26 protein-coding genes and 1 pseudogene are annotated in these 24,837 nt (G+C 62.5%); 15 read left to right on the top strand and 12 right to left on the bottom strand.

Annotation, left to right across the window (positions count from 1 at the left end):
* Position 1 precedes the first annotated feature (1 nt).
* Positions 2-1,504 carry a Do family serine endopeptidase gene (locus AZF01_RS08150; RefSeq protein ID WP_161633027.1) on the top strand — a complete coding sequence of 501 codons (1,503 nt, stop codon included), beginning with the start codon at positions 2-4 and terminating at the stop codon, positions 1,502-1,504.
* Between the two features lie 203 nt (positions 1,505-1,707).
* Here AZF01_RS08150 and AZF01_RS08155 read toward each other — a convergent pair whose 3' ends face one another.
* Together AZF01_RS08155 and serB are read right to left on the bottom strand one after the other, a co-directional pair.
* Positions 1,708-2,268: a GNAT family N-acetyltransferase gene (locus AZF01_RS08155; protein ID WP_024707930.1), complete on the bottom strand. Its 561-nt coding sequence runs from the start codon at positions 2,266-2,268 to the stop codon at positions 1,708-1,710.
* Positions 2,265-3,152 carry a phosphoserine phosphatase SerB gene (gene serB, locus AZF01_RS08160; RefSeq protein WP_024707929.1) on the bottom strand — a complete coding sequence of 296 codons (888 nt, stop codon included), beginning with the start codon at positions 3,150-3,152 and terminating at the stop codon, positions 2,265-2,267. Before serB ends, AZF01_RS08155 begins: the two co-directional genes overlap by 4 nt.
* Between serB and miaA the strand changes: the two genes are divergently transcribed.
* The 4 genes from miaA to AZF01_RS08185 all read left to right on the top strand — a co-directional run bounded on the left by miaA (position 3,151) and on the right by AZF01_RS08185 (position 7,387).
* Positions 3,151-4,056 carry a tRNA (adenosine(37)-N6)-dimethylallyltransferase MiaA gene (gene miaA / locus AZF01_RS08165; protein ID WP_061449661.1) on the top strand — a complete coding sequence of 302 codons (906 nt, stop codon included), beginning with the start codon at positions 3,151-3,153 and terminating at the stop codon, positions 4,054-4,056. The two genes, serB and miaA, sit on opposite strands and share 2 nt — an antisense overlap.
* A 278-nt stretch (positions 4,057-4,334) precedes the next feature.
* The gene (locus tag AZF01_RS08175) at positions 4,335-6,107 is read left to right on the top strand and encodes an acetolactate synthase 3 large subunit (protein WP_036237925.1); all 1,773 of its coding nucleotides are present in this window, start codon (positions 4,335-4,337) and stop codon (positions 6,105-6,107) included.
* Between the two features lie 21 nt (positions 6,108-6,128).
* Positions 6,129-6,701 carry an acetolactate synthase small subunit gene (gene ilvN, locus AZF01_RS08180; protein WP_024709375.1) on the top strand — a complete coding sequence of 191 codons (573 nt, stop codon included), beginning with the start codon at positions 6,129-6,131 and terminating at the stop codon, positions 6,699-6,701.
* An 89-nt stretch (positions 6,702-6,790) separates the two neighbouring features.
* Positions 6,791-7,387, top strand: a complete 597-nt coding sequence (locus AZF01_RS08185; protein ID WP_024709376.1) for a LysE family translocator — start codon at positions 6,791-6,793, stop codon at positions 7,385-7,387.
* Between the two features lie 24 nt (positions 7,388-7,411).
* Here AZF01_RS08185 and AZF01_RS24715 read toward each other — a convergent pair.
* Positions 7,412-7,999: pseudogene (locus AZF01_RS24715) on the bottom strand (RNA polymerase sigma factor); the annotation flags it as partial.
* Positions 7,902-8,288: a hypothetical protein gene (locus tag AZF01_RS08190; RefSeq protein ID WP_051424132.1), complete on the bottom strand. Its 387-nt coding sequence runs from the start codon at positions 8,286-8,288 to the stop codon at positions 7,902-7,904. The pseudogene AZF01_RS24715 and the gene AZF01_RS08190, both read right to left, overlap by 98 nt.
* Positions 8,289-8,429: 141 nt before the next feature.
* On the opposite strand from AZF01_RS08190, the gene AZF01_RS08195 reads away from it, so the two are divergent.
* The 3 genes from AZF01_RS08195 (at position 8,430) to cobU (ending at position 11,630) form a co-directional block, all read left to right on the top strand.
* A complete protein-coding gene (locus AZF01_RS08195; RefSeq protein ID WP_024709378.1) occupies positions 8,430-9,557 on the top strand; it encodes an ATP-dependent RecD-like DNA helicase in 1,128 nt (375 codons plus the stop codon).
* Between the two features lie 314 nt (positions 9,558-9,871).
* Positions 9,872-10,876 carry a glycine betaine ABC transporter substrate-binding protein gene (locus AZF01_RS08200; protein WP_024709379.1) on the top strand — a complete coding sequence of 335 codons (1,005 nt, stop codon included), beginning with the start codon at positions 9,872-9,874 and terminating at the stop codon, positions 10,874-10,876.
* Between the two features lie 220 nt (positions 10,877-11,096).
* The gene (gene cobU / locus AZF01_RS08205) at positions 11,097-11,630 is read left to right on the top strand and encodes a bifunctional adenosylcobinamide kinase/adenosylcobinamide-phosphate guanylyltransferase (RefSeq protein WP_024709380.1); all 534 of its coding nucleotides are present in this window, start codon (positions 11,097-11,099) and stop codon (positions 11,628-11,630) included.
* Here the strand turns inward: cobU and AZF01_RS08210 are convergent.
* Entirely contained in the window at positions 11,620-12,405 is a 786-nt protein-coding gene (locus tag AZF01_RS08210; protein WP_024709381.1) for a TSUP family transporter, read from the bottom strand. The two genes, cobU and AZF01_RS08210, sit on opposite strands and share 11 nt — an antisense overlap.
* A gap of 139 nt (positions 12,406-12,544) precedes the next feature.
* Here AZF01_RS08210 and AZF01_RS08215 point away from each other — a divergent pair, with 139 nt between their 5' ends.
* The gene (locus AZF01_RS08215; RefSeq protein ID WP_024709382.1) at positions 12,545-13,495 is read left to right on the top strand and encodes a nucleoside hydrolase; all 951 of its coding nucleotides are present in this window, start codon (positions 12,545-12,547) and stop codon (positions 13,493-13,495) included.
* A 117-nt stretch (positions 13,496-13,612) separates the two neighbouring features.
* Entirely contained in the window at positions 13,613-14,065 is a 453-nt protein-coding gene (locus AZF01_RS08220) for a L,D-transpeptidase (RefSeq protein WP_081725849.1), read from the top strand.
* Here the strand turns inward: AZF01_RS08220 and AZF01_RS08225 are convergent.
* Both AZF01_RS08225 and AZF01_RS08230 read right to left on the bottom strand, forming a co-directional pair.
* Positions 14,062-14,631 (bottom strand): hypothetical protein, encoded by a 570-nt coding sequence (locus tag AZF01_RS08225; protein ID WP_024709384.1) that lies wholly within the window; start codon positions 14,629-14,631, stop codon positions 14,062-14,064. The genes AZF01_RS08220 and AZF01_RS08225 overlap by 4 nt on opposite strands.
* 149 nt (positions 14,632-14,780) lie before the next feature.
* Positions 14,781-15,482: an outer membrane protein gene (locus AZF01_RS08230; RefSeq protein ID WP_081725850.1), complete on the bottom strand. Its 702-nt coding sequence runs from the start codon at positions 15,480-15,482 to the stop codon at positions 14,781-14,783.
* Between the two features lie 387 nt (positions 15,483-15,869).
* Here AZF01_RS08230 and cysS point away from each other — a divergent pair, with 387 nt between their 5' ends.
* From cysS to rarD, 5 genes are all read left to right on the top strand, one after another.
* On the top strand, positions 15,870-17,402 hold the full coding sequence (gene cysS, locus AZF01_RS08235; protein WP_024709386.1) for a cysteine--tRNA ligase: 1,533 nt from the start codon (positions 15,870-15,872) through the stop codon (positions 17,400-17,402).
* A gap of 332 nt (positions 17,403-17,734) precedes the next feature.
* Complete coding sequence (locus tag AZF01_RS08240) at positions 17,735-18,097, top strand: endonuclease domain-containing protein (protein WP_081725851.1); 363 nt, start codon at positions 17,735-17,737, stop codon at positions 18,095-18,097.
* Positions 18,094-18,594: a GFA family protein gene (locus AZF01_RS08245; RefSeq protein WP_024709388.1), complete on the top strand. Its 501-nt coding sequence runs from the start codon at positions 18,094-18,096 to the stop codon at positions 18,592-18,594. Before AZF01_RS08240 ends, AZF01_RS08245 begins: the two co-directional genes overlap by 4 nt.
* Positions 18,595-18,637: 43 nt before the next feature.
* Positions 18,638-20,257, top strand: coding sequence for a citramalate synthase (gene cimA / locus AZF01_RS08250; protein ID WP_024709389.1), 1,620 nt, complete (start codon positions 18,638-18,640; stop codon positions 20,255-20,257).
* A gap of 112 nt (positions 20,258-20,369) precedes the next feature.
* The gene (gene rarD, locus AZF01_RS08255) at positions 20,370-21,320 is read left to right on the top strand and encodes an EamA family transporter RarD (RefSeq protein WP_051424131.1); all 951 of its coding nucleotides are present in this window, start codon (positions 20,370-20,372) and stop codon (positions 21,318-21,320) included.
* 19 nt (positions 21,321-21,339) lie between these two features.
* Here rarD and AZF01_RS08260 read toward each other — a convergent pair whose 3' ends face one another.
* The 5 genes from AZF01_RS08260 to AZF01_RS08280 are packed head-to-tail and all read right to left on the bottom strand — an operon-like array spanning position 21,340 to position 24,837.
* A complete protein-coding gene (locus AZF01_RS08260; protein ID WP_024709391.1) occupies positions 21,340-21,909 on the bottom strand; it encodes an antibiotic biosynthesis monooxygenase in 570 nt (189 codons plus the stop codon).
* Positions 21,906-22,106, bottom strand: coding sequence for a 2-hydroxymuconate tautomerase (locus tag AZF01_RS08265; RefSeq protein ID WP_024709392.1), 201 nt, complete (start codon positions 22,104-22,106; stop codon positions 21,906-21,908). The genes AZF01_RS08260 and AZF01_RS08265 overlap by 4 nt, the downstream gene beginning before the upstream one ends.
* A 1-nt stretch (position 22,107) precedes the next feature.
* Positions 22,108-22,875: a 2-keto-4-pentenoate hydratase gene (locus tag AZF01_RS08270; protein WP_024709393.1), complete on the bottom strand. Its 768-nt coding sequence runs from the start codon at positions 22,873-22,875 to the stop codon at positions 22,108-22,110.
* Positions 22,872-23,891, bottom strand: coding sequence for a 4-hydroxy-2-oxovalerate aldolase (dmpG, locus tag AZF01_RS08275; protein ID WP_024709394.1), 1,020 nt, complete (start codon positions 23,889-23,891; stop codon positions 22,872-22,874). Before dmpG ends, AZF01_RS08270 begins: the two co-directional genes overlap by 4 nt.
* A gap of 1 nt (position 23,892) precedes the next feature.
* Positions 23,893-24,837 carry an acetaldehyde dehydrogenase (acetylating) gene (locus AZF01_RS08280; RefSeq protein WP_024709395.1) on the bottom strand — a complete coding sequence of 315 codons (945 nt, stop codon included), beginning with the start codon at positions 24,835-24,837 and terminating at the stop codon, positions 23,893-23,895.

Raw genomic sequence — 24,837 nt, forward strand, 5'->3', positions numbered from 1 at the left:
GATGACGACGGTCAAGCTGAATTCCCCGGTTTCCCGGGTCATGGCCCGGCACATTGCCGGCGCAGGGCTTCTCGCCGTGGCCGTCATCTCGCCGGTCTCCATGCCGATGATGCCGGCGCGCGCCCAGACGCTTTCCGATGTGTCCGTTGCGGACATCGCCGAGGGATTGCTTCCGTCCGTCGTCAACATCTCCATCTCCGAAGAGGGCGGGCCGACGGGCGAGACCCGGCCCCTGCCGGACGTTCCCGAGGGCCAGCCCTTCGAGGACCTGTTCGAGGATTTCTTCGAGGGCGAGGAGGGGCCGCGCAGCCGGCAGTTCTCCTCGCTCGGTTCCGGCTTTATCATTGATCCCACGGGCATCATCGTCACCAACAACCATGTCATCGAGAATGCCGACACGATCGAGGTGACGTTCTCCGACGGCGCCACGCTGGACGCGGAACTGCTCGGCGTCGATGACAAGACCGACCTTGCCGTGCTCAAGGTCGATCCCGACCGGCCTTTGCCGGCGGTGAAGTTCGGCGATTCGCGCAAGGTCCGGATCGGCGAATGGGTGATGGCAATCGGCAACCCGTTCGGCCTCGGGGGCTCAGTCACGCTCGGCATCGTTTCGGCGCGCGGGCGCGAGCTCGACGGCCCCTATGACAATTTCATCCAGACGGATGCCGCCATCAACAAGGGCAATTCCGGCGGACCGCTGTTCAACATGGATGGCGAGGTCATCGGCATCAACACGGCCATTCTGTCGCCGTCCGGCGGCTCGATCGGCATCGGTTTTTCGGTGCCGAGCGAGCTTGCGGAAAACATCATCGACCAACTGGTCGAGTTCGGACGCACCCGCAGGGGCTGGATCGGCATTCGCGTGCTGGAAGTGAGCGACGCGCTGGCCGCCTCGCTCGGCGCCGAGGACCCCGCCGGCGTTGCCGTGGGCTCGATCATCGAAGGCGGGCCTTCTGATGGCGGATCTCTGAAGGAGGGCGATATCATCCTGTCCTTCGACGGGCAGCCGATCGACAGTCCGCGTGACCTGCCGCGATTCGTCGCCGAGGGCCGGGTCGGAGACCCCGTGGACGTCGAGATCGTCCGCGACGGCGAGCGCATGACGGTTCAGGTTACGCCTGAACTGCTGGAAGAGCCGGAAGCGGTGGACGAGGCGCTGGCCGACAGGCCGACAGCTGAAGGCGACGCCGACACGCCCGGCCTGCCGGTCAGCCTTTACGGCATGACGCTTGCCGAACTCGATGACAATGGCCGTGCGCTCTACCAGATCGACGGCGGTATCGAGGGCGTGCTGATTAGCGAGGTGGAAGAGGGTAGCGCGGCCGCCGACGAGGGACTGATGCCCGGCATGGTGATCGCCGAAGTCGGCCAGGACGCCGTGACGACGCCGCAGGAGGTGCGCTCGCGCATTGTGGAGCTGATTTCTCAGGGGCGCCGCAGCGTCTCGCTCATGGTCGCCGAGCCGGACGGCACGCTCGTCATCAAGAGCCTGGTGCTGGAATAGGGCGTTGCCCGGAAAAGCGGATCCCGGTACTCCATCCGGAAACGCTTAAAAAACAAAGAGACAGAGCGCTCTCGCGATTCGCAACAAGAGCGGAAGCGTCTTGGAGCGCCGTGCGTTCATTCGGACGCACAAAGGACGCTCTAACCTCTTGAATCTAAGCATCGTGCTTTCCGAAAACCGATTCCGATTTTCGGGCCGATGCGCTAGCTGTCGCGTTGCCACTCAGCCTTCAGAAGGCGGTAGAGCACGTGGCGTTTGAGATGGGGGTGGCTGTCGGGAATCGAGGGATGATCAAAATCGCCCTCAGGGTCCCGCCGCATGCCGAGCCTTTCCATGACCGCCGTCGAGCGGTCATTCCCTGCAACAGCGAATGACACAAGCTGGTCGTGGCCGCGCTCCTCGAAGGCCAGTGCGATCATGGCGCGCGCGGCCTCGGTTGCGTAACCCTTGCCCCAGTAACGGGTCGCCATGCGCCATCCGATCTCGGGCGTGCCCTTCGGCGAGATGTCGGCGCTGTAGCTCTTGTTCAGCCCCGTGAAGCCGATCACGTCCCCGGTCCCTTTCAGCTCAACGGCGGGAAAGCCGTAGCCGTTGTCCGCGATCACCTTGCGGACCGTGTGGAACATCTCATCGCTCTCGGCGCGGGTGCGGCGCATGGGAAAGAAGGCCATGACCGTTTCATCGGCGTTGATCTCGTGGAACAGGTCGCGGTCGCGATCCTCCCAGTTGCGGATGACAAGGCGTTCGGTTTCAGTGAGCTTCACCGTCTGAACTCCTCTTCGTGGTATCCCTGAATATAAAGCAGCGCGGTCAGATCTGCGTGGTCGATGCGGATATCGGCCTTTTCGGCAACCGTGGGCTTGGCGTGAAGCGCGACGCCGGAGCCGGCCAGTTCCAGCATGCCGAGGTCGTTGGCGCCGTCGCCGACCGCCATGATCTCGGTCTCTGCAATACCGCGCTTGCGCGCCACGTCATGCAGCGCCTCGATCTTGGCCTGTCGGCCGAGGATCGGGTCCGCAACCTGGCCGGTCAGCTTGCCGTCTCTTTCGACGAGCGTGTTGGCGCGGTTCTCGTCAAAGCCGATCATCGCGCCGATGCGGCTGGTGAAGACGGTAAAGCCGCCGGAGACCAGCGCGGTATAGCCGCCATTGGCCTTCATCGTCGCGATCAGTTCCTTGCCTCCCGGCGTCAGCGTGATGCGCTTTTCGATGATCTCGTCGACAATGCCGATATCAAGGCCGGCAAGCAAAGAGACGCGCTCGCGCACGGCTGGCTCGAATTCGATCTCGCCATTCATGGCGCGCGCGGTAATGGCGGCGACCTTTTCCTTCAGCCCGACTTCGGCGGCAAGTTCGTCAATGCATTCCTGACCGATCATGGTCGAATCCATGTCGGCCAGAAGCGCCTTCTTGCGGCGTCCGATCAGCGGCTGGATCACGAGGTCGATCGCTTCGCCGGCAATAATCTCGCGGATAGCGCTTTCGGCCGTCTGTCGGATCACATGATGTTCGAGATAGAGGTCGACGGCCACGCCCGCGCGCAGCCAGTCGATCTTGTCCACGGCAACGGCGTTCGAGAGCCTGGAAAGCTGCGCATCGGTCAAAACGGGGTTTGACGGATCGGCGACAAGCGTGGCAACGAGAACCATGACGAATTCCTTGGAAAGCAAACGGCGTGCGATCCTGATAACCGGGCCGACGGCGGGCGGCAAGTCCGCTTATGCTCTGCGACGCGCGCGAGAGACTGGCGGCGTCGTGATCAATGCCGACAGCATGCAGGTCTATGACACGCTACGGGTGCTGACGGCGCGTCCTTCGCCAGACGATATGGAGGGGATCGCGCATTTCCTCTACGGGCATGTGGCCGCCGGCGCCGACTATTCCACCGGCGCATGGCTGCGAGACGCGGCCGCGCTGATCGATCGGCTGGAAGGCGAGGGGCGGTTGCCGGTCTTTGTTGGCGGCACGGGGCTTTATTTCAAGGCCCTGACGGAGGGGTTGGCGGAGATGCCGGAGGTTCCAGCCAAGATCCGTGCGCATTGGCGGCGGGCGCTGGCCGAAGAGGGACCCGAAGCGCTTCATCATGTTCTGGCCGACCGCGACCCGGTCATGGCGGCGCGGCTGGAACCCGCCGATGGGCAACGGATCGTGCGTGCGCTTGAAGTCAAGGAGGCTTCCGGCCGGTCGATCGCGGATTATCAGGCGGAGACGCCGCGGCCGCTGATCCGTCCGGATGCGGCGGAGAAAGTCGTCATTCTGCCGGAGCGCCCGATCCTGCATGATCGTATAAACCGACGCTTTTCCGCCATGCTGGATCAGGGAGCGGTTGAGGAGGTGAAAGCCCTTCTGGCGCTTGACCTTGCCCCCGAAATGCCGGTGATGCGGGCAATCGGCGTTCGCGAGATCGCAGCCATGCTCAATGGCGAGATGGATCGCGAAACCGTCATCGAGCGGGCGAGCGCCGCGACCCGGCAGTATGCCAAGCGGCAGATGACCTGGTTTCGCAACCAGATGGGCGATGACTGGAAAAGACTCGATCCCGCAGCGCTTTAGCCTCGGCGGGCACCGCCATATCTGCCTAATTTAATTTCACCCGGCCGCCGGTTTGGCTATTTTTCTTGCACTCGCGCGTTGACTGATGCGGCAAGACGGGCTAATCAGCCAACATGGCTATGAAAGAACTTCTTATTGTGGTGGGATCGCGCATGGGCAGGATGGTGTAACCATCCGGCATAAGCCACCCATGCGCGACGACAGGCTCCTTGAAGGGGCCTTTTTTTATGCCCGGTAGGAACGCAAACACCTTGAGACCATCGAAACGGAAAATGACGATGACCGCGACGGACAATTTGATGACAGGCGCCGAGATCGTTTTGCAGGCGCTGAAAGAAAACGGGGTTGAACATATCTTCGGATACCCGGGCGGCGCCGTGCTGCCGATCTATGACGAAATCTTTCAGCAGGACGAGATCGCCCATGTGCTTGTGCGTCACGAGCAGGGCGCGGGCCACGCGGCTGAGGGCTATGCCCGCTCCACCGGCAAGGTCGGCGTCATGCTGGTCACCTCCGGTCCGGGCGCGACCAATGCGGTCACGCCGCTGCAGGATGCGCTGATGGATTCCGTTCCGCTGGTCTGCATTTCCGGCCAGGTTCCGACGACGCTGATCGGCTCGGATGCGTTTCAAGAGTGCGACACCGTCGGCATTACCCGGCCCTGCACCAAATATAACTGGCTGGTCAAGGACGTGAACGACCTCGCCAATGTCATCCATGAGGCCTTCCGCATTGCCCAGAGCGGTCGTCCCGGCCCCGTCGTCGTCGATGTCCCGAAGGACGTCCAGTTCGCCAAGGGGCGCTACACGCCGCTCGAAGGCCATCCGATCCGCGAGAGCTATCGTCCGGAGGTCAACGGCAATGCCGATGCGATCCGCACGGCGGTCGAACTGATGGCGAAGGCGAAACGTCCGATCCTCTACACCGGCGGCGGCGTCGTCAATTCCGGCGATGACGCCACGCGGTTGCTGCGCGAACTGGTCAGCCTCACCGATTTTCCGATCACCTCGACGCTGATGGGGCTCGGCTGCTATCCGGCCTCGGGCAAGAACTGGCTCGGCATGCTCGGCATGCACGGGTCCTACGAGGCCAATATGGCCATGCATGACTGCGACGTCATGGTCTGTATCGGCGCGCGTTTCGATGACCGGATTACCGGGCGCGTCGATGCCTTCTCGCCGAACTCGACCAAGATCCACATCGACATCGATCCGTCCTCGATCAACAAGACCATCCATGTCGACGTCCCGATCCTCGGCGATGTCGCCCATGTTCTGGAAGAAATGGTCCGCGCCTGGCGCGCGCTGCCGGCCGAGAAACCGTCGCTCGATGACTGGTGGGGCAATATCGACCGCTGGCGCGCGCGCGACTGTTTCGCCTACACGCCCAACAAGGACGTGATCATGCCGCAATATGCGCTGGAGCGCCTGAACGCGGCGGTCAAGGGCAGGGACTTCTACATCACCACCGAGGTTGGCCAGCACCAGATGTGGGCGGCGCAGTTCTTCGATTTCGAGGAGCCGAAGCGCTGGATGACCTCCGGCGGTCTCGGCACGATGGGCTACGGCCTGCCGGCCGCTCTCGGCGTCCAGATCGCGCATCCGGAAGCGCTCGTCATCGATGTCGCGGGCGACGCCTCGATCCAGATGTGCATCCAGGAGATGTCGGCGGCGATCCAGCACAATGCGCCGATCAAGATCTTCATCATGAACAACCAGTATATGGGCATGGTCCGCCAGTGGCAGCAGCTCTTGCACGGCAACCGCCTGTCGCATTCCTATACCGAGGCGATGCCCGATTTCGTCAAGCTGGCGGAAGCCTATGGCGCGGAAGGCATTTACTGCGACAATCCCGATGAGCTCGATGATGCGATCCAGCGGATGATCGACAGTCCCAAACCGGTGATCTTCGATTGCCGTGTCGCCAATCTCGCCAATTGCTTCCCGATGATCCCGTCGGGCAGGGCGCACAACGATATGCTGCTGCCGGACGAGGCCAATGACGAGGCCGTCGCAACCGCCATCGATGCCAAGGGACGTCAGCTCGTCTGAGCTTGAAAAAGGAATAGAACAATGAACGCGAAACTACAGCCGACCGGTTCAGCCTATTTCATCTCGAGCCCGACGGCGCCGCCGGAGCGCCATACGCTCTCCGTGGTCGTGGCCAACGAACCGGGCGTCCTCGCTCGCGTCATCGGCCTGTTCTCGGGCCGCGGCTATAATATCGAGAGCCTCACCGTGTCCGAGACCGAGCACGAGGCGCATCTGTCCCGCATCACCATCGTCACCAAGGGCACGCCCGATGTGCTGGAGCAGATCAAGGCCCAGCTCGACCGCCAGGTGCCGGTGCACAAGGTGGTCGATCTTTCCGTGCGCGCCCGCGAACTCGGGATTGCCCCGCCGGTCGAGCGCGAGGTGGCGCTGATCAAGGTGGTCGGCAATGGCGACCAGCGCCAGGAGGCGCTGCGGCTGGCCGATGCGTTTGATGCCAAGGTGGTGGATGCCTCGGTCGAGCATTTCCTGTTCGAACTGACGGGCAAGGTCTCCAAGGTCGACCAGTTCATCTCGATCATGCGGCCGCTCGGCCTTGTCGAGATCTGCCGCACCGGACCCGCCTCGATGAATCGCGGCCCTCAGGGGATGTGAGGAAAGAAGGGGCGAGGAAATGCTCGCCCCGTCCTGCCGGATCAGGGGCTGCCGTTCCGGCACGGGTTTGAGACAAGAGGGGCAGGGCGATGACGCATGAGACGCTTCTGGCATTGCTCGGCTTCGCGTTTGCCGCCTCGATCACGCCCGGCCCGAACAATATGATGGTCTTCGCCTCGACGGTGAATTTCGGATTTTTGCGCACGCTGCCGCACATATCCGGCGTCGTTTGTGGTTTCGCCATTCTGATGGCCGGCGTCGGCGCGGGTCTGGGGGCGGTCATCACCGCCTTTCCGCCCATCCTTGTTTTCGCGAAGATCGCCGGCGCTCTCTATCTTCTCTGGATCGCCTGGAAGATCGGCACGACGCGGAAGATGGCGTCCGGCGAGGCGTCGAGCGGCAGGCCGCTTACCTTCTTTCAGGCCGTCGGTTTCCAGTGGGTCAATCCGAAGGCCTGGATCATGGGGCTGACCGCCATGTCCGTCTTTACCGATCCCGCTCATTACGGTCGCTCCGTCGCGATTGTGGCGGTCGTGTTTGGCCTGATCACGATCCCCAGCATTTCGCTCTGGGCCGGATTCGGTTCGGGGCTCAGGCACTGGCTTTCTTTCGGCAACCGGCTCAAATGGTTCAACATCGTCATGGCGCTCGTGCTGGTGGCGAGCCTTTGGCCGATGCTGCGGTGATCTGCCGTCTGTCAGGCATTCGGCAAGGCGCCGCCGGGCGCGCGACAGGCGCGACATGACCGTGCCGGCCGGAATCTCGAGCCGTGCTGCGATCTCCTCATAGGTGAGGCCTTCCACATCGCTGAGAACCACGAGGTCGCGGGCGGCCGGCGGCAGGGCATCGAGTGCATCCGCGAGCGTCAGGCGGTCGATTTCCAGGCGCTCGTAGGCTTTGTCGTCCGGCAGTTCCGCGGCGATATCAAGTTCCAGAAAGCAGAGCGTGTTGCGGTGCCGGAAGTGGTTGGCGTTGACATGCACCATGATCGCATAGAGCCATCCGGCGAGATTGTCGCCACGCCATTGCGCCCTGTGGGAGAGTGCGCGTTCGATCGTGTCCTGCAGCAGGTCCGCGCCGTCTTCGCCGGAGCCGGCCAGGCTCCGCGCCATGCGTGCGAGTCGGGGAAGGCAAAGCCGCAATTCCGCTTCGAACGCGTTGTCGGGCGCGGCGAGCCAGCGCCGCCGCGCCGGTTCGCGATCACGCCGGGCGCGCGACCTGCCAGAGATTGCTGACGCTGGCGCCGGTAACGTCGCCGGGCTTCTTGTCATTCGCCCGGAGATAAAGAGGTTCGCCATTGAGGGCCCATTGTTTCTGCCCGTCCTTGCGCACCACAAACGAGAACTTCGCGAAGGGTTGCGCGGTAGGGTTGGCGATATATGGAGGCCACTCGGTCGCGCAGCTACCGTAGCAGGCGGATACGTCCCGTGCGTCCCCGTCATAGGTGTAGAGCGTGTGGCCGTTCTGCGCGGCCAGAACCTGACCGTCATAGGTGTCCATGGTGCGGAAGGTGTTGGTGCCGGCAAAGGCGGCGCCGGCCACGGCAATGAGCGTGGCGGCGGCGAGGATGGATGCTTTCCTGATCATGTCTTTCGATCCGTTTGGTTGCGTTGCGTCGGGGTTCTGATGACGCATTCAACCGATAGACACGCGGGCACCCTGTTTTATTCCAGACGGGCGCAAGTTTTTTTGTTGCCCCGCCGCGGCGAATCCTGCCAAGTCACGGCCATGGAGTTTTCACCGCAACAGGACGAAGCGCTCAAGGCTGTCTCGCGCTGGCTGAAGGAAGGCCGGTCGCCGGTGTTCCGGCTGTTCGGCTTTGCCGGCACCGGAAAGACCACGCTCGCGCGCCATTTTGCCGAACATGTCGATGGCGAGGTGCTGTTTGCCGCCTTCACCGGCAAGGCCGCACAGGTACTGCGTTCGCGCGGGGCCAGCAATGCCCGCACCATCCATTCGCTGATCTACCGGCCCAAGGGCGAGGAGATGATCGAGGACGAGGAGACCGGAAAGACGTCGGTCGCGCCAATGTTCTCGATCAACCGGCAGAGCCCGCTCGCCAAGGCCGCGCTGATCATCATCGACGAATGTTCGATGGTCGACGAAAAGCTCGGCCAGGACCTCGTCAGCTTCGGCACGCCGGTTCTGGTGCTCGGCGATCCCGGGCAGTTGCCGCCCGTCTCCGGCGGCGGCTATTTCACCAATCACGAGCCCGATTATCTCTTGACCGAGATCCACCGCCAGGCGCGCGACAACCCGATCATCGATCTGGCGATGCGGGTGCGCGAGGGTGATGAAATTCCGCTCGGCGATTACGGCCAGGCAAAGGTGATCACCAAGCGCGACGTCACCCAGGATCTGGTGCTTGATGCCGATCAGGTTCTCGTCGGCACCAACCGCACGCGTCGGCGCTACAATCAGCGCCTGCGCGAGCTCAAGGGGTTTTCGCAGGTCTATCCGCAGGCCGGCGACAAGCTGGTCTGCCTGCGCAATGACCCGGCCAAGGGGCTGCTCAACGGCTCTCTGTGGAAGGTGATGTCGGCTTCGAAGGAAACGGTGAAGCCGGGCATCAATCTTCTGGTAAACCCGGAAGAGGACGATCCCGATCGCGGCGCAGCAAGGATCAAGCTCCTGAAGGCGGCCTTTGAGGACAGCCAGACGGAAATCCCCTGGTCCACGAAGAAACGTTATGACGACTTCGACTATGGCTATGCGCTGACGGTCCACAAGGCGCAGGGCTCGCAGTGGAACAATGTCGTGCTGTTCGATGAAAGCTGGGCCTTCCGGGATACGCGAGAGCGCTGGCTCTACACCGCCATCACCCGCGCGGCCGAAAGGCTGACGATCGTTTCCTGATGCCGCAGGAGAGGCGGGAGAAAACGCGCGGCGGCTGCATACGCAGTACCTTTAACGGCACCCCGATCACGCAGGAACTTCAAAAGGTCGGGGCTTTGTCGCCGCGCAACCGTCCGCCGTCTGTTTCTAGCGCCAGAACCTTACTGCTTGGTTAGCGCAGACGCATTCTTTTCCGCCCTCTGCCACAAAAAAAGCCGAAGCCCGTGTTTGTCATTTGAGCCTTCGGACACTACTCTTGACGAAAATCGAATCCGGATTGATTTCTGCCGGCGAACCGTCCTGTCGGGTCGCGCAACAATCTCGGGGGGCAGATCATGAAAGCGCATATCGCCACCGCTACAGTTCTGTTGGGCGCGTTCCCGCTCTTTGCCGACGGCGCGCGCGCTGAGCAAGGCTGCGGCGAGGTTTCGATCGCCGAGCTCGACTGGCCGTCGGCGGGGCTTGCCGCCTGGGTGGACCGGCTGATCCTCGAAAAGGGATTTGACTGCACAGTGAACATGGTGCCCGGCGATACCGACAGCGCCGTGGCCAGCATCATCGTCACCGGTGAGCCGGAGATCATTCCCGAATTCTGGTTCGAGAGCGCGACGCCGGCGCTTGACCATGCTGTCGCCGAGAAGCGCGTTGCCTTTGGAGCGCCGCTCTTGAACGAAGGCGGCGTACAGGGGTGGTGGGTCCCGAAATTCATCGTCGACGCGCATCCGGAAATCACGACCGTTCAGCAGGCGCTCAGCCATCCGGAGCTGTTCATCGCGGCCGAGGGCGGCGACAAGCCCGCCGTGTTCAACTGCCCCGCGGGGTGGGCGTGCCGGGTTTCGACCGCCAACCTTTTCCGTGCGCTTGATGGGGCGGAGAAGGGATTTGATCTGGTCGACGCCCCATCTGGCGCGGCGCTCGATGCCTCCGTCGCACGTGCCTTCGAGGCGCAGCAGGGCTGGCTTGGCTACTACTGGGCGCCGACGGCGCTGCTTGGCGAATACGACATGGTGAAGCTCAGCTTCGGCGTCGAATTCAGCAAGCAGGAGTGGGACCGGTGCACGATCGTTGCCGATTGTGCCGGTCCGAAGCTCAACGCCTATCCCGTATCAGCCGTCTACACCCTGGTCTCCGGCGCTTTCGTGACTGAGCACGAAGACCTGATGGACTATTTCAACAACCGTTCCTGGGGCAACGGGACCGTCAGCGAGGTGCTGGCCTTCATGAGCGCCAACGATGCCGGAAACGAGGCCGGCGCCCGTTATTTCCTCGAAACCTATCCCGAGGTCTGGAAGGCCTGGCTCGCCGAGGATGTGGCCGACAAGGTTGCCGCGGCTCTTTGAGGCCGTTCGGTCACCGCCTTGTGAAGCGGGCGTTGCGACGCTATATCAATAATGCGTCGGTTAATGGTTGGTGCTCGCTCGGAGATGGTCTTCGGCGATGTGCGCCGGACATGATCAACAGCGCGGACGCCTCTTTGTTCTACGAATCGTCCGCTTTCATGTCCCAACCGTTTTCCGGCGCATCTTCCTTTCAATCGGCAGTGAGGGCGGGGCTTTGCGGATGCAAGCGATGGGTCGGAAAACCTGCCTCATTATCGGCGGCGCGCGATCGGGCAAATCGTCCCAGGGCGAAAAACTGGCGCGGGCCTTTGACGGCAATCTCCATTATGTCGCAACGGCCGAGGCGCTTGATGCGGAAATGCAGGCACGCATCGCCCACCACAAGGCGGCGCGCGGCGACGGGTGGCAGACCCATGAGGCGCCGCTTGATCTGGTCGCCTGCCTCGAAGGTCTTGTTCGTGCCGAACGCCCAGTGGTTCTGGTTGATTGCCTGACGCTGTGGGCCACCAATCTCATTCTCCGCGACATGGATATCGGCGCGGCCGGCAGCGCGCTGGCCGGTTTCGTCGCCGAATGTCCCTATCCGCTCTTCCTCGTCGCAAACGAGGTCGGCCTCGGCATCGTGCCCGACAATGCGCTCGCCAGGAGGTTCCGCGATGAGGCCGGGCTCCTGAACCAGAAGGTCGCGGCCGCGGCCGAAACGGTGATCTTCATGGCGGCGGGCCTGCCGATGACGATGAAGCCTACATCATGAGCCACTGATAGACCGGGTTCTGGTCATCGAGAAACACCTTGGCGGCCATGGCGAGGCTCGAGACCGCCAGAAGCGGCCGGATGATCTTCGCGCCGCGCTTCATCGCCAGTCGTGAGCCGGTCTGGGCGCCGAGAAACTGGCCGACCCCCATGACCAGCCCGATCTTCCACAGGATCGCCCCGCCGGCGAGGAACACGGCGAAGGCGCCGAGATTGGACGAGAGATTGAGCATCTTCGTGCGCGCCGTCGCCTTCAGCATGCCGAGCCCGCCGAGCGTGACGAAGGCGATCATGAAGAAGGACCCGGTGCCCGGCCCGAACAGCCCGTCATAAAAGCCGATCGCCGGAACCACGAGGCCGGCGAAGACGGGCACTGCGAGGCGCTGATGGCGGTCGGTATCGTCGAGCCCGCTGCGCAGCGCGAAGTAAAGCCCGATGCCGGCGAGCAGGAAGGGCAGAACCGCCAGCAGGATATCGCCGGAGATCACGGTTGCCAGCGCCGCGCCGAGCGCGCCGCCGCCGAAGGCGAGAAGCGCCATCGGCCATTGCGTTCTCGGATCCACCCTGCCGCCGCGGGCATAGGAGATCGTCGCCGAGGCAGCGCCGAAAATGCCCTGCAGCTTGTTGGTGCCGAGGGTTTGCAGCGGCGGGATGCCGGCGATCAGCATGACTGGAATGGTGATCAGGCCCGCGCCGCCGGCGATGGAATCGACGAAGCCGGCGATGAAGGCTGCGGCGAACAGGATGAGCAGCAGGTGGAGGCTGGCTTCGAACAATTCGGTCGTGCTCCGTGAGGGCGGGCGCGGGCATGGCCGTGGGCGGTCATCGTTTCCTTTTTCGCCCGGATCGTGTAGGTCGTTTCACGGGCGGCGCTTCAGCCGGTTTATGATCTTTCAAGAAGCAGGATTCGTTTTCATGCACAAGGTTATTTTCGACACGGACCCGGGCATTGACGATGCCATGGCATTGCTGTTCCTCGAGCGTCACCCCGATATCGCGCTTCTCGGCATCACGTCGGTTTTCGGCAATGCATCTGCCGACACCACAACCCGCAATGCGCAGTTCCTGAAGCGGGAATTCGGCATTTCCGCGCCGGTCGCGCGCGGCGCGGACGAGACCTATGATCCGGCCCGCCCGATGGCGCCCTGGCCGGTGGTCGTGCACGGCGTGAACGGCCTCGGCGACATCGAAATGCCCGAGACGGTCGAAGATGTGCCGCTCGATCCGCGCCCGGCCTATCAGTTCATCATCGATACCGTCAGGGAAAATCCGGGCGAGGTGGAAATCGTCGCCGTCGGGCGCATGACCAATCTGGCGCTGGCGCTCGCCCGTGATCCGGAGATCGCCGGCCTCGTCAAGCAGGTGGTCGTCATGGGCGGCGCGTTTGAGCGCAACGGCAATGTGACGCCGGCGGCCGAGGCCAATATTCACGGCGATCCGGAAGCCGCCGACGCGGTCTTCACCGCGCCCTGGAAGGTGGTGATCATCGGGCTCGACGTCACGATCCAGACCGTGATGACCCGCACGGTGATGAAGGAACTGGCGCTGCGCGGCGGTCCGGCGGTCGAGCTGCTTGCGAAGATTTCCGATCCCTATATCGACTTCTACAGCCAGCAGGTGGACGACGGCATGGTCGTGCATGACAGCTGTGCCTGCGTCTATGTCGTCGCGCCGGAGCTCTTCGGCCTTAGGGCCGGAACCGTGCGCGTCGTCTGTGGCGGCATCGCCGACGGCCTGACGCTGCAGAAGCCGGCCGGCCCGTTCTTCCCGCCGAGCGCGTGGGACGGCAAGCCGGAACAGCAGGTCGCCATGACGATCGAGGCGAAGAAGGTCGTCGATCTGGTGGCGGCCACGCTTGCGCCCTGATGCCAGTAACGTGCTCAACAAGACTGAATTGTTTACCTTGTTGGCAGTAACGCGTTGAATGAATTCCCCGGTGCGCATAACTTGAATTCAAGGGGCTATGTGTAACCGGGGGATGTCATGCGTTCTTTTCTTGTCGGTCTGTTCGTTTTGCTCGCGACAACGTCCGCGGCCAACGCGGCCCGCAAGTCCGGCGATGACATTTTCGAGCCTGGCAAGGTTGTCGCTGCCGTCAGCCTCAGCACGCAGACGATGAAGGTGATTGTCGGCGGCTATGAGCGCTATGTTTGGCCGGTGTCGACGGGCGCGGGAAGCTATGCGACGCCCGCGGGCGTCTATGGCGCGGAATGGCTGTCGAAGAACCACCGGTCGCGCAAATACAACAATGCGCCGATGCCGTATGCCATCTTCTTCTATCACGGTTACGCGGTTCACGGGACCGATCAGCTGTCGCGTCTCGGCTCACGCGCCTCGCATGGCTGCGTGCGGCTTCATCCGGACAACGCGGCGCTGCTCTTCAGCCTGGCCCAGTCCGTCGGACTGGACAACATGACGGTGGTTATCGGCGACTAGCAGTCGCCGCACTGCTTCAACAATGCAGTGAAGGTGGTCTTGTCTTTTGGCAGGATGAATGGCGGCTTCACACGCTCCGAGAGCCGGAAGATATCGCCTTGCCGGAGTTCACCCCTGGTTATCGGACGAGGGCTTGCTATTGAGCAGCTCCAGTAGTCCCCATGCTTGCGCGTGGCGGGATTGTAGGTTTTCTTTCCGTACTGGAAACAGAGCGGTATGACCTCCTCGACGCGGACCACAGGCCTGTTGATGTTGGTGAGGTCCAGATTGGGCATGGTATAGCTTCGCACTTCCCAAAGTCCCGGAAGCACGACCGTGTTGCCCGGGTACCAGAGGTATGTCCGTCCGTCGGGCGAAAAATACTCCACCTGAGTCCCGTGGACCGGCTCATAGGTCATCCGCGTGTGGCCGGAGAAAGACTTCTCGAGTGCTTTGCTCTTCGCCGTCGGACCGTTGTAGTATTTTTCGAAGGCGGGATTTGCGCGGGAGAAGGGGCTGCTTTCACTGACGCAGCCCGCCGATACGATTGCGACAAGACCGATCAGAGTCGAGGCTTTCCAATTCACGCGGCTTCCCCCTGGCAGATGGCAACGGATACATCCTTTCCTGGATACGATGCGATCGCGCCGAGAGCAACATTTCTCGAGCTCTGAAAAGCTGTTCGCGTGCTTTTTCCGGGGCAGTGCCGATAGCGAAATCCGGCCGCCGCGGTTGCTCAGAACTTATAGCCAAGGCCGACCTGAAATTTGTTCCGGCTCGCCTCGATGCTGAAGTCCTTGTCCCAGCTGAAGTCGTGGCTGATTTTCGGATAATAGGAATAGCGATATTCGGCGCGGGCGAAGAAGTTATCGGTGAAGGCGTGTTCTATGCCGGCGCCGACCGTCCACGCCTTGACCGTGCGGGTGCCGGTGTCGATCGATTGTCCGTTGAAACTGCCCGTGCCGCGCCCGCTTGCCAACTCGCCGCCTGCTGTGCCGAACAGCATCGTGTTTTCATAGGCATAGCCGAAACGACCGCGCAGCGAGCCCGACCAGCCGAGATCCAGCTTTCCCTCGGCCGTCTCGACCTTGTTGGAAATCACCACCTGGAGGTTCTCGTTGCCCGAGCCGGCGAGATAGTCGAATTCGCCTTCGATGCCGACGACGAGATTGTTCTCGAACTGGTAGTTGGCGCCGACAAAGCCGCCGCCCAGCCAGTTGTCGATCCTGATATGGTCCTGAACGACGCGAAAGGTGTGCGGGTCTGCGTCCGTCCAGTGATACCCGGCCAGGGCGCCGACATAGACGCCGGTCCAGTCGAAGGCCGCGGGCGGCGGAGGGGCGGGAGGCTCAAACGGTGGCGGCGCGACGACATCTGCCCCGAACGCCGGCATGGCCGAGGCCATCATCAGTGCAATAAGACTGAGAGATCTGTTCATTGTTTTCGTCCTCGTGATGAATTCAAGTATAAATCAATACCATAATGGTTAATTAAATCATAATTGACAATAATTATATTCATATTTTACATTAGTTTTATTTTATGTATCTAGTTTTCTATTATTATTACTATAAAATAAATTACTTGTTTATTAGATAAGTCGCCTTCGCCCCGGATGTCCGCCGAATCGGGCGCCGGCTCTTGACGGCCCGGCGTGCGCGGGGCATAAGGTCTGCCATGAACACGGCCCTTTGCATTACCTGCACGATTATTCGCTAGCGTCCCGCTGGCCGGCCGTTCTTGTCCTGAAACCCAATCTCTGACAGACGACCCGGCCGGGCCGCCGGCCTGTGCGTGCATCAAGACTGATTTCGGGAGACTGGACATGGGCGACGCCCTGAAGCTCTACAACACGCTGACGCGCGAGAAGGCCGAGTTCCGGCCGATCGATGCCGACAATGTGCGCATGTATGTGTGCGGGCCGACGGTCTACGACTTTGCCCATATCGGCAATGCGCGGCCCGTGATCGTCTTCGATGTGTTGTTTCGTCTGCTGCGCCATCTCTATGGCGAGGACCACGTCACCTATGTCCGCAACATCACCGACGTCGACGACAAGATCAACACGCGGGCAAAGCGCGACTATCCGGACCTGCCGCTGAACGAGGCGATCCGCAAGGTAACCGAAAAGACCGCCGACCAGTTCCACAAGGATATCGCGGCGCTCGGCGTGCTGGAGCCGACGGTGGAACCGCGCGCGACCGACCATATCGACGGCATGGTGGCGATGATCCAGACGCTTCTCGACAAGGGTAACGCCTATGTCGCGCAGGGTGCCGAGGGCAGGGAAGTGCTGTTCGACGTGCCCTCCATGCCGGACTATGGCCGTCTGTCGCGGCGTAATCTGGAGGACCAGCAGGCCGGCGCCCGCATCGCGGTGGAAAGCCACAAGAAAAGCCCTGCGGATTTCGTGCTGTGGAAGGAAAGCGCCGCCGACGAGCCCGGATGGGACGGGCGCTTCACCTTCGAAGGAAAAACCGAGACCATCAACGGCCGTCCGGGCTGGCATATCGAATGCTCGGTGATGTCGGAGAAACATCTCGGCGAGACCTTCGACATTCACGGCGGCGGCCTCGACCTGATCTTCCCCCACCACGAAAACGAGATCGCGCAATCCTGCTCGGCCCACGGCAACCACGTCATGGCCAATGTCTGGATGCATAACGGCTTCGTTCAGGTGGAAGGCCGGAAGATGTCGAAGTCCGAGGGCAATTTTTTCACGATCCGGGAGCTGCTCGAGACGGAGAATTTCGGTGGCCGCAAATGGCCGGGCGAGGTGCTGCGGCTGGCGATGCTGATGACGCACTATCGCGAGCCGATCGATTTTTCGGTGAAGCGGCTGGAGGAGGCGGAGTCTAGACTTCGCAAATGGCGGAGTATCTCCGTTATTCTGCCGAAACAAAGCTACCCCGCACCACCGAAAGAATTTATCTCGGCTCTCAAGAATGATCTTGATAGCGTATCAGCACTCGCTGTCATTGATAGTATATACGACCGAGCGAAAACTGAAGGGGAGAGGTTGGGGGTAGGTGCTTGCCTCAACTTTCTTCGACTTCAGCAAACGTCAGAAGATCTCGAATACATTTTTGAGCTTTCTGCCAAAGCCGGCGAATATCGGTTTCGGTATTATTCGCGAGATCGTTGCGAAAGCCTCGATGAAATCGAGACTTTCAACAAGATTTGGGCCTATTTGGACGTTAACCTTAAGCTCGAGGAACGCCTCGCCTTCATCCGCGAAAAAAACTGGGCCGAGGCTGACCGTATCCGCGACGAACTGGCCGCGCAGGGCATCCAGTTGAAGGATTCGAAAAACAAGGAAACCGGCGAACGCGAGACGACCTGGGAGGTCAAGCGGTGAGCACGGTGCATGCAGTTCCGCTCCCTTCAATCTCCCCCCTTGAGGGGGAGATGTCGCGAACGCGACAGAGGGGGGTATGGGGCAGAAGCCGCAAACGCCGGAGGCGCGGAAAGGGTTCACCCTTCTCTGCCCCTGTCGGGGCATCTCTCCCTCAAGGGGAGAGATTGTTTGTCCGTGGCGAGCCGGTGAGGCCAACTGGCGCATTTTTCTCGCCAGGGCGAGCGGTGCGACCTGTTGCAGGGCGCGCAGGTTCTTCTTGGCATTTGCCTGCACCTCCATCAATCTCCCCCCTTGAGGGGGAGATGTCGCGAAGCGACAGAGGGGGGTATACCGTGCCGCATCACAAGGTGTCGAAACGTTTGCGCTCCAATTCAAGGCGCATGCGAAAGGGCATGACCGAAGCAGAACTGAAGCTCTGGAACGAGCTGCGCGCGGGGCGGTTGGAGGGGCTGCAGTTTCGGCGTCAGATGCCGATCGATCGCTACATTGCCGATTTCGCCTGCCCCACTCACAAACTGATCATCGAGGTCGATGGCTCGCAGCATGGCGAAAGGCTCGCTGAAGACGCAGGACGCACGACGCGCCTCGCCGCGCTCGGCTGGACCGTGGTCCGCTTCTGGAACGACGATGTGCTGCGCGATATCGACGCCGTTTGCACCCATATTCTGAGAACCATCGGGGAGCATGAGTCATGACGGAACCCAGCTTCTCCGGCGGCTGTCAGTGCGGGGCGGTGCGCTACCGTGTCGAAGGCGCGCTGTCCTATCCGCATATCTGCCATTGCCAGATGTGCCAGAAGGCATCGGGCAATTATTTCATGCCGCTTGCCGGGACGGATCATCAGCGCTTCAGTATCACGCGCGGCGTGCCGGGCTGGTTTCATTCCTCCGATCAGGTCCGGCGCGGCTTCTGCGCGGCCTGCGGCACGCCGCTGTTCTTCGAGACTGTGGGGGATAATCATATCGCGGTCACGCTCGGCAGTCTGGATGACCCGTCGGCCTTTCCGCCGGTCTCGCAGGATGGCGTCGAGGGCCGGGTGCCGTTCTTCCATGCGCTGTCCGGCCTTCGGGAGAAGTCGACCGATCGTTCCGATCTGCCGGGCGGCAATGACGCGATTTTCGCCAGCAATCACCAGCACCCCGACCACAACACCGAAAAATGGCCGCCCGAGGATGACACGGACGCCGGATAACAAGGCCGAAAACGGCCGATCAAATGGGATGGAGACCCACGACATGGAAAAGCGCGAGCGCATCTATCTGTTCGACACCACATTGCGCGACGGCCAGCAGACGCCGGGCATCGACTTTTCGGTGGAGGACAAGATCGCCATTGCCGACATGCTGGATCAGGCCGGCATCGATTATGTCGAGGGCGGCTATCCGGGCGCGAACCCGACGGACACGGCCTTTTTCGCCGCGACGCGCACGAGATCCGCGAAGATGACGGCCTTCGGCATGACCAAGCGCGCCGGCGTGTCGGCCTCGAACGATCCGGGGCTTGCCGCGCTGATCGCCTCCAACAGCGAGGCGGTCTGTCTGGTGGCGAAAAGCTGGGACTATCACGTGGACGTGGCGCTCGGCATCACCAATGACGAAAACCTTGCCTGCATTGCCGAGAGCGTGGCCGCCGTCGCGGCATCGGGCAAGGAGGCGATGGTCGATTGCGAGCACTTCTTCGATGGCTACAAGGCAAACCGGCCCTATGCGCTCGCCTGCGCCAGGGCCGCCTATGACGCCGGCGCGCGCTGGGTCGTGCTGTGCGACACCAATGGCGGCACGCAACCGGACGAGATCGCGGAGATCATCGCGGACGTCATCGCGAGCGGCATTCCTGGGACGTCGCTCGGTATTCACGCCCATAACGATACGGGTCAGGCGGTCGCCAATTCGCTTGTCGCCGTGCGCGCGGGTGTGCGCCAGGTCCAGGGCACGCTGAACGGCATCGGCGAGCGCTGCGGCAATGCCAATATCATTACGCTGGCGGCAACGCTTTCCCTGAAGGAGCGCTATGCCGAACGCTACGTACTCGGCCTCGATGACGAGCAGCTTGCCGAGCTGACCGCGCTTTCCCACGGTTTCGACGAACTGTTGAACCGCGCGCCGGACCCGCAGCTTCCCTATGTCGGCGCCTCCGCCTTTGCCACCAAGGCCGGCATCCATGCCTCGGCGCTTTTGAAGGACCCGCGCACCTATGAACATGTGGATCCGGAAAGGGTCGGCAACACCCGCAGGGTGATGGTCTCCGACCAGGGCGGCAAGTCGAACTTCATCAATGAACTGAAGCGCCGCGGCATCACGGTCGCCAGGAACGATCCGCGTCTCGACAGGCTGATCGCGATCGTCAAGGAGCGCGAATCCATGGGCTATGCCTATGAGGGCGCGGATGCGAGCTTTGAGCTTCTGGCGCTGCGCGAACTCGGCAGCGTGCCGCATTTCTTCCACGTCGAAAGTTTTCGCGTCATGGTCGAACGCCGCTATGACAGCCACGGCCGCGTCAAGACCGTGTCAGAGGCGGTGGTCAAGCTGGAGATCGACGGGCGGCAGATGATGTCGGTTTCCGAAGGCGATGGCCCGGTCAACGCGCTCGACAGGGCCTTCCGCAAGGATCTCGGCAAGTTCCAGTCCGAGATCGCCGACCTCAAGCTTGCCGACTACAAGGTGCGTATCCTCAACGGCGGCACGGAGGCGATCACACGCGTGCTGATCGAAAGCATCGATGATGACGGCGTGCGCTGGTGGACGGTCGGCGTTTCGGAAAACATCATTGATGCGTCCTTCCAGGCGCTGATGGATTCCATCACCTTCAAGCTGATGAAGAACCGCGCCCTTGCCGGCCGGGTCGCGGCGGAGTGAGGCGCGACCCGGCGATTTCCATCATCATTGTTGATGGGTGCTTCACCAGAAACGGGTGGCGCGCGGCGCCAATCGTCGATATCTGCATTTGATCAACCGATGGGAATGCGCCATGGCGGCCAATGAGACTGATACGATCGTGACCGCGCCGGTAAAGACGGTCGCCGACGGCGATACGCCCAAGGGCTTCGTTCTGGCGCTCGTCGTCTTCATGATGTGGGGGTTCCTGCCGCTCTATCTCAAGCTGGTGGCGCACCTGCCGCCCCTGGAGGTGCTTGCGCACCGCATCATCTGGTCGGTGCCCTTCGCCGGCGTCGTCGTCGGCTATGCGGGGCAGGGCGGCGAGATCGCTGCGGCCTGCCGCCAGCCGAAGACCCTCGCCGTCGTCGCGCTCTGCAGCGTCTTCATCTGCATCAACTGGGGCACCTATATCTGGGCCGTATCGAATGCGCACACGGTGGATGCGGCGCTCGGCTATTTCATCAATCCGCTCTTCTCCATTGCCCTGGCTGCGGTGATCCTGCGCGAGCAGCTTTCGAGGACGCAGCTCATGGCGATTGCGCTCGCCGTGATGGCCGTGGTCATCATGGCGGTCGAGATCGGCAGCATACCGGTTGTCGCGCTGCTTCTGCCGTTCTCCTTCGGCATGTATGCCTTCCTGCACAAGATCGTGCCCATCGGCGGCAATCCGGGGTTCACGCTCGAGGCGCTGATCATGAGCCTCCCGGCAGCAGGCTATATCATCTGGCTGGAAGCAACCGGCAACGGCCATTTCCTCGGCTCGCTCCCCGATGCGCTGCTTTTGATCGGCTGCGGCGCGGCGACCGCCATTCCGCTGATGATCTACGCCAATGCCGCAAAGCTTCTGAAGCTCTCGACCATCGGCATCATGCAGTATATCGCGCCGAGCATGATCTTCCTGATCGCGGTTCTGGTCTTCCGCGAGCCGCTGCAACCGGTCAAGCTCCTCGCCTTTGCCCTGATCTGGGCGGCGCTGGCGATTTACACCTCGTCTCTCCTGCGCGCCCGCCGCAGCCGCAGGCCAGCCCCGGCGTCGCGCTGAAGGCGGCCGGCAACCGCTTTCAGCCGGCAAACAGCCAGGATTTCAGCGCCTTGGTCACGCGGGGCATGACGACATAGGTCATCGCCAGCACCTGAATGACGGCGATCGTCAGAGTCTTGGCCCAATGCGGCCAGTCGGGAACGAGCGGCGGCACGATCAGTTGCAGGGGGTAGACCAGCACGAATACGACGGCGATCAGGACGACCGACATCTTCCAGCGCGGCGCAGGCCTTGTTACCGGCAGTTCCGGCAGTTCGAACCAGGCTTCAAGCCCGCTGACGCGACGGCGCTCTGTCTCGCCCTCGACGAGATCGCCCAGAAGGGCGACGTAGTCCGCGCGGGCCGAGGAGTTTTCCCAGGCCTCGCAATGGGCGAAGCTGTCGAAGCGGTAGATCAGCACATAGCGCCCGCCGGTCTTGCCGGAGGGCTTCAGGATATTGACGCCCATATGGCCGGGGAAGCCCCTGGCCGCCTCGACGATGCCGTGCAGCCAGGCCTCGTAGTCGGCCTCGCGGCCGGGGCGCACCCGGCGCGAGACCTGAACCGTTACCGGGCCTTCCTCACCGGGCTCGACGAACCCCCCGGTCATGACCCGGCATCGGGCGCGGGGAATTTCGGCTTGCCGGCGATGCCCCAGTGATGGCCCGGCACCTCGCGCAGGACCACGCGCACGCTCTCGATCGGCACGCCGGTGGTCTCGACAACCGCTTCGGTCAGCTTTTCGATCAGCTTTTCCTTGACCGCATTGCTGCGGCCCTCGATCATGGTTACGTCGACGAAAGGCATGTCACTCTCCCACGTTGAAGGCGACGGTGCCGAGCCGCTCGACCTCAAGCGTCACGGCCTGTCCGGCAGCCATCGGAATGGCGGCCGTCGCGCCGCCGGCAAGCACGATGTCGCCCGCCTTCAGCTCCTCGCCGGCAGCCGCCACCATGCGCGCGGCGGCGACGAGCGAGCGGACCGGGTGGCCGAGGATCGCGGCCGACGAACCGATCTCGCGCGGTTCGCCGTTGATCGAGAGAACCATGCCGAGATTGGCGATATCGGTTGAAGCGTCCGACCACTGGCCGATGACGAAACCGGAGGAGGACGAATTGTCGGCGATCACATCGCCGATATCGAACTTGAAGGCCTTGTAGCGGCTGTCGATGATCTCCAGCGCCGGCGCGACCGCGGCGACTGCCTCCATTGCCTCAAGCGCCGAGACCTTTCCCGAAAGCGGCTTCTTCATCAAAAAGGCGATCTCCGGCTCCACGCGCGGATGGACATATTGCGAAAGCGATACGGTTCCGCCTTCTTCCTCGCGCATCGCGTCGGTGAGGCGCCCCCAGATCACGTCGGAGACGCCGACCTGGACCATCTTCGCACGTGAGGTCAGTCCCATCTTGATGCCGACGCGCTTCTCGCCGCGCGCATAGCGCCGCTGCAGCGACAGCGCCTGGGCGGCATAGGCCTCGTCCATCGAAAGCGCCGCCTTATCGGAAAACTGCGGGATTTCCGTCGCCGTCATCGCTGCCCGGTCGACAATCTCCGCAATTGCGCTGATATCGGTCATATCGCCAGCTCCTTTTCCTTGATCATGTCGAGGGCGACATCGACGATCATGTCCTCCTGGCCGCCGACCATGCCGCGCCGGCCGACCTCGACGAGAATGTCGCGCGTATCAAGCCCGTAGGCTTCAGCCGCCCGCTCCGCGTGGCGCAGGAAGGATGAATAGACGCCGCCATAGCCAAGTGTCATGGTTTCACGGTCGACCCGCACCGGCCGGTCCTGCAGCGGTCGCACCAGTTCCTCGGCCGCATCCTGCAGCTTGAAGAGATCGCAGCCGTGCTCGAAGCCATAGAGATTGGCAACGGCGATGAAGGCCTCGATCGGCGTGTTGCCGGCGCCGGCGCCCATGCCGGCAAGCGAGGCGTCGACGCGGGTCGAGCCATGCTCGACGGCTACGACCGAATTGGCGACCGACAGCGACAGGTTCTCGTGCATATGCGCGCCGCGCTGGGTTTCGGGCTTCAGAACGGCGTTGTAGGCCTCGAAACGGGCGGCGACGTCCTTCATGGTGAGCCTGCCGCCGGAATCGGTGACATAGACGCAGTCCGCGCCATAGCTTTCCATCAGCTTCGCCTGTTCGGCGAGCTTTTCCGGCGTGTTCATGTGGCTCATCATCAAAAAGCCGGAGACGTCCATGCCCATTTCCTTCGCGGCCGCGATGTGCTGGGCGGAGACGTCGGCCTCGGTGCAGTGGGTGGCGACGCGCACGGAGGCGACGCCCATGTCGCGGGCGCGCTTCAGGTCGTGGATCGTGCCGATGCCGGGCAGAAGCAGCGTCGTGAGCTTCGCCTTCTTCACCACCTTGGCGGCCTCGGAGATCCAGGCTTCATCGGTGCATTTGCCGAAACCATAATTGAAGGTCGAACCCGTCAGCCCGTCGCCATGGGCGACCTCGATGGCATCGACGCCGGCCTCGTCGAGCGCCTCGGCAATGGCGCGGACATGGCCGAGATCATACTGGTGGCGCACGGCGTGCATGCCGTCGCGCAGCGTGACGTCCTGTATGTAGAGCTTGGTCATCTCAGGCGGCCTTTGCGATCCAGTTGCGTTTTTCGGCGAGGCGTTCGGCGGTCTTCAGCGCCGCCGAGGTCATGATGTCGAGATTGCCGGCATAGGCGGGTAGGTAGTGGGCGGCGCCCTCCACTTCGAGGAACACCGTGACCTTGAGGCCGGTGAACTCGCCGCCCATTTCCGGAATATGCAGCGGTGCGTTGGAGCCGATATGCTCGAACTGGACAGCCTGCTTCAGCCGGTAGCCGGGCACATAGGCGCGCACCTCTTCCACCATGTCGTGGATCGATTTGCGGATCGCCTCCTGGTCGGCCTCGTCGCAGAGGCAGTAGACGGTATCGCGCATCATGATCGGCGGATCTGCCGGATTGAGGATGATGATCGCCTTGCCGCGTTCAGCGCCCCCGACCTTCTCGATCGCCGCTGCCGTCGTCTCTGTGAACTCGTCGATATTGGCGCGCGTTCCGGGACCGGCCGAGCGCGAGGAGATCGAGGCGACGATCTCGCCGTAGCGCACGGGGCTGACCCGGTTGACGGCGGCAACGATCGGGATCGTCGCCTGGCCGCCGCAGGTGACCATGTTGACATTCGGTTCGGCGAGATTGGCGTCGAGATTGACGACCGGGATCGTGTAGGGGCCGATCGCCGCCGGGGTCAGATCGACCACCTGCTTGCCGTCGCGCTGCAGGACCGCGTTATGACGCTTGTGGGCGCCGGCGGAGGTTGCGTCGAAGACGATGCGGATGTCGCCGTAGCAGTCGAGCTTCGTCAGCCCGTCAATGCCCTCATGCGTGGTCGCGACGCCGAGGCGCGCGGCGCGCGCCAGCCCGTCGGAATTCGGGTCGATACCGACCATGGCGGCCATTTCCAGCGTCTTCGACTTGCGCATAACCTTGATCATCAGGTCGGTTCCGATATTGCCGGAGCCGATGATGGCGCATTTGATCTTTTCCAT

Source organism: Martelella sp. AD-3, from assembly GCF_001578105.1.
In the GTDB taxonomy this organism is placed as follows: domain Bacteria; phylum Pseudomonadota; class Alphaproteobacteria; order Rhizobiales; family Rhizobiaceae; genus Martelella.

Coding starts and splice junctions, on each gene's coding strand:
- AZF01_RS08150 (WP_161633027.1), top strand. CDS start 2: ATGACGACGGTCAAGCTGAATTCCCCGGTTTCCCGGGTCATGGCCCGG.
- miaA (WP_061449661.1), top strand. CDS start 3,151: ATGACGAATTCCTTGGAAAGCAAACGGCGTGCGATCCTGATAACCGGG.
- serB (WP_024707929.1), bottom strand. CDS start 3,152: ATGGTTCTCGTTGCCACGCTTGTCGCCGATCCGTCAAACCCCGTTTTG.
- AZF01_RS08175 (WP_036237925.1), top strand. CDS start 4,335: ATGACCGCGACGGACAATTTGATGACAGGCGCCGAGATCGTTTTGCAG.
- ilvN (WP_024709375.1), top strand. CDS start 6,129: ATGAACGCGAAACTACAGCCGACCGGTTCAGCCTATTTCATCTCGAGC.
- AZF01_RS08185 (WP_024709376.1), top strand. CDS start 6,791: ATGACGCATGAGACGCTTCTGGCATTGCTCGGCTTCGCGTTTGCCGCC.
- AZF01_RS08190 (WP_051424132.1), bottom strand. CDS start 8,288: ATGATCAGGAAAGCATCCATCCTCGCCGCCGCCACGCTCATTGCCGTG.
- AZF01_RS08195 (WP_024709378.1), top strand. CDS start 8,430: ATGGAGTTTTCACCGCAACAGGACGAAGCGCTCAAGGCTGTCTCGCGC.
- AZF01_RS08200 (WP_024709379.1), top strand. CDS start 9,872: ATGAAAGCGCATATCGCCACCGCTACAGTTCTGTTGGGCGCGTTCCCG.
- cobU (WP_024709380.1), top strand. CDS start 11,097: ATGCAAGCGATGGGTCGGAAAACCTGCCTCATTATCGGCGGCGCGCGA.
- AZF01_RS08215 (WP_024709382.1), top strand. CDS start 12,545: ATGCACAAGGTTATTTTCGACACGGACCCGGGCATTGACGATGCCATG.
- AZF01_RS08220 (WP_081725849.1), top strand. CDS start 13,613: ATGCGTTCTTTTCTTGTCGGTCTGTTCGTTTTGCTCGCGACAACGTCC.
- AZF01_RS08230 (WP_081725850.1), bottom strand. CDS start 15,482: ATGAACAGATCTCTCAGTCTTATTGCACTGATGATGGCCTCGGCCATG.
- cysS (WP_024709386.1), top strand. CDS start 15,870: ATGGGCGACGCCCTGAAGCTCTACAACACGCTGACGCGCGAGAAGGCC.
- AZF01_RS08245 (WP_024709388.1), top strand. CDS start 18,094: ATGACGGAACCCAGCTTCTCCGGCGGCTGTCAGTGCGGGGCGGTGCGC.
- cimA (WP_024709389.1), top strand. CDS start 18,638: ATGGAAAAGCGCGAGCGCATCTATCTGTTCGACACCACATTGCGCGAC.
- rarD (WP_051424131.1), top strand. CDS start 20,370: ATGGCGGCCAATGAGACTGATACGATCGTGACCGCGCCGGTAAAGACG.
- AZF01_RS08260 (WP_024709391.1), bottom strand. CDS start 21,909: ATGACCGGGGGGTTCGTCGAGCCCGGTGAGGAAGGCCCGGTAACGGTT.
- AZF01_RS08265 (WP_024709392.1), bottom strand. CDS start 22,106: ATGCCTTTCGTCGACGTAACCATGATCGAGGGCCGCAGCAATGCGGTC.
- AZF01_RS08270 (WP_024709393.1), bottom strand. CDS start 22,875: ATGACCGATATCAGCGCAATTGCGGAGATTGTCGACCGGGCAGCGATG.
- dmpG (WP_024709394.1), bottom strand. CDS start 23,891: ATGACCAAGCTCTACATACAGGACGTCACGCTGCGCGACGGCATGCAC.
- AZF01_RS08280 (WP_024709395.1), bottom strand. CDS start 24,837: ATGGAAAAGATCAAATGCGCCATCATCGGCTCCGGCAATATCGGAACC.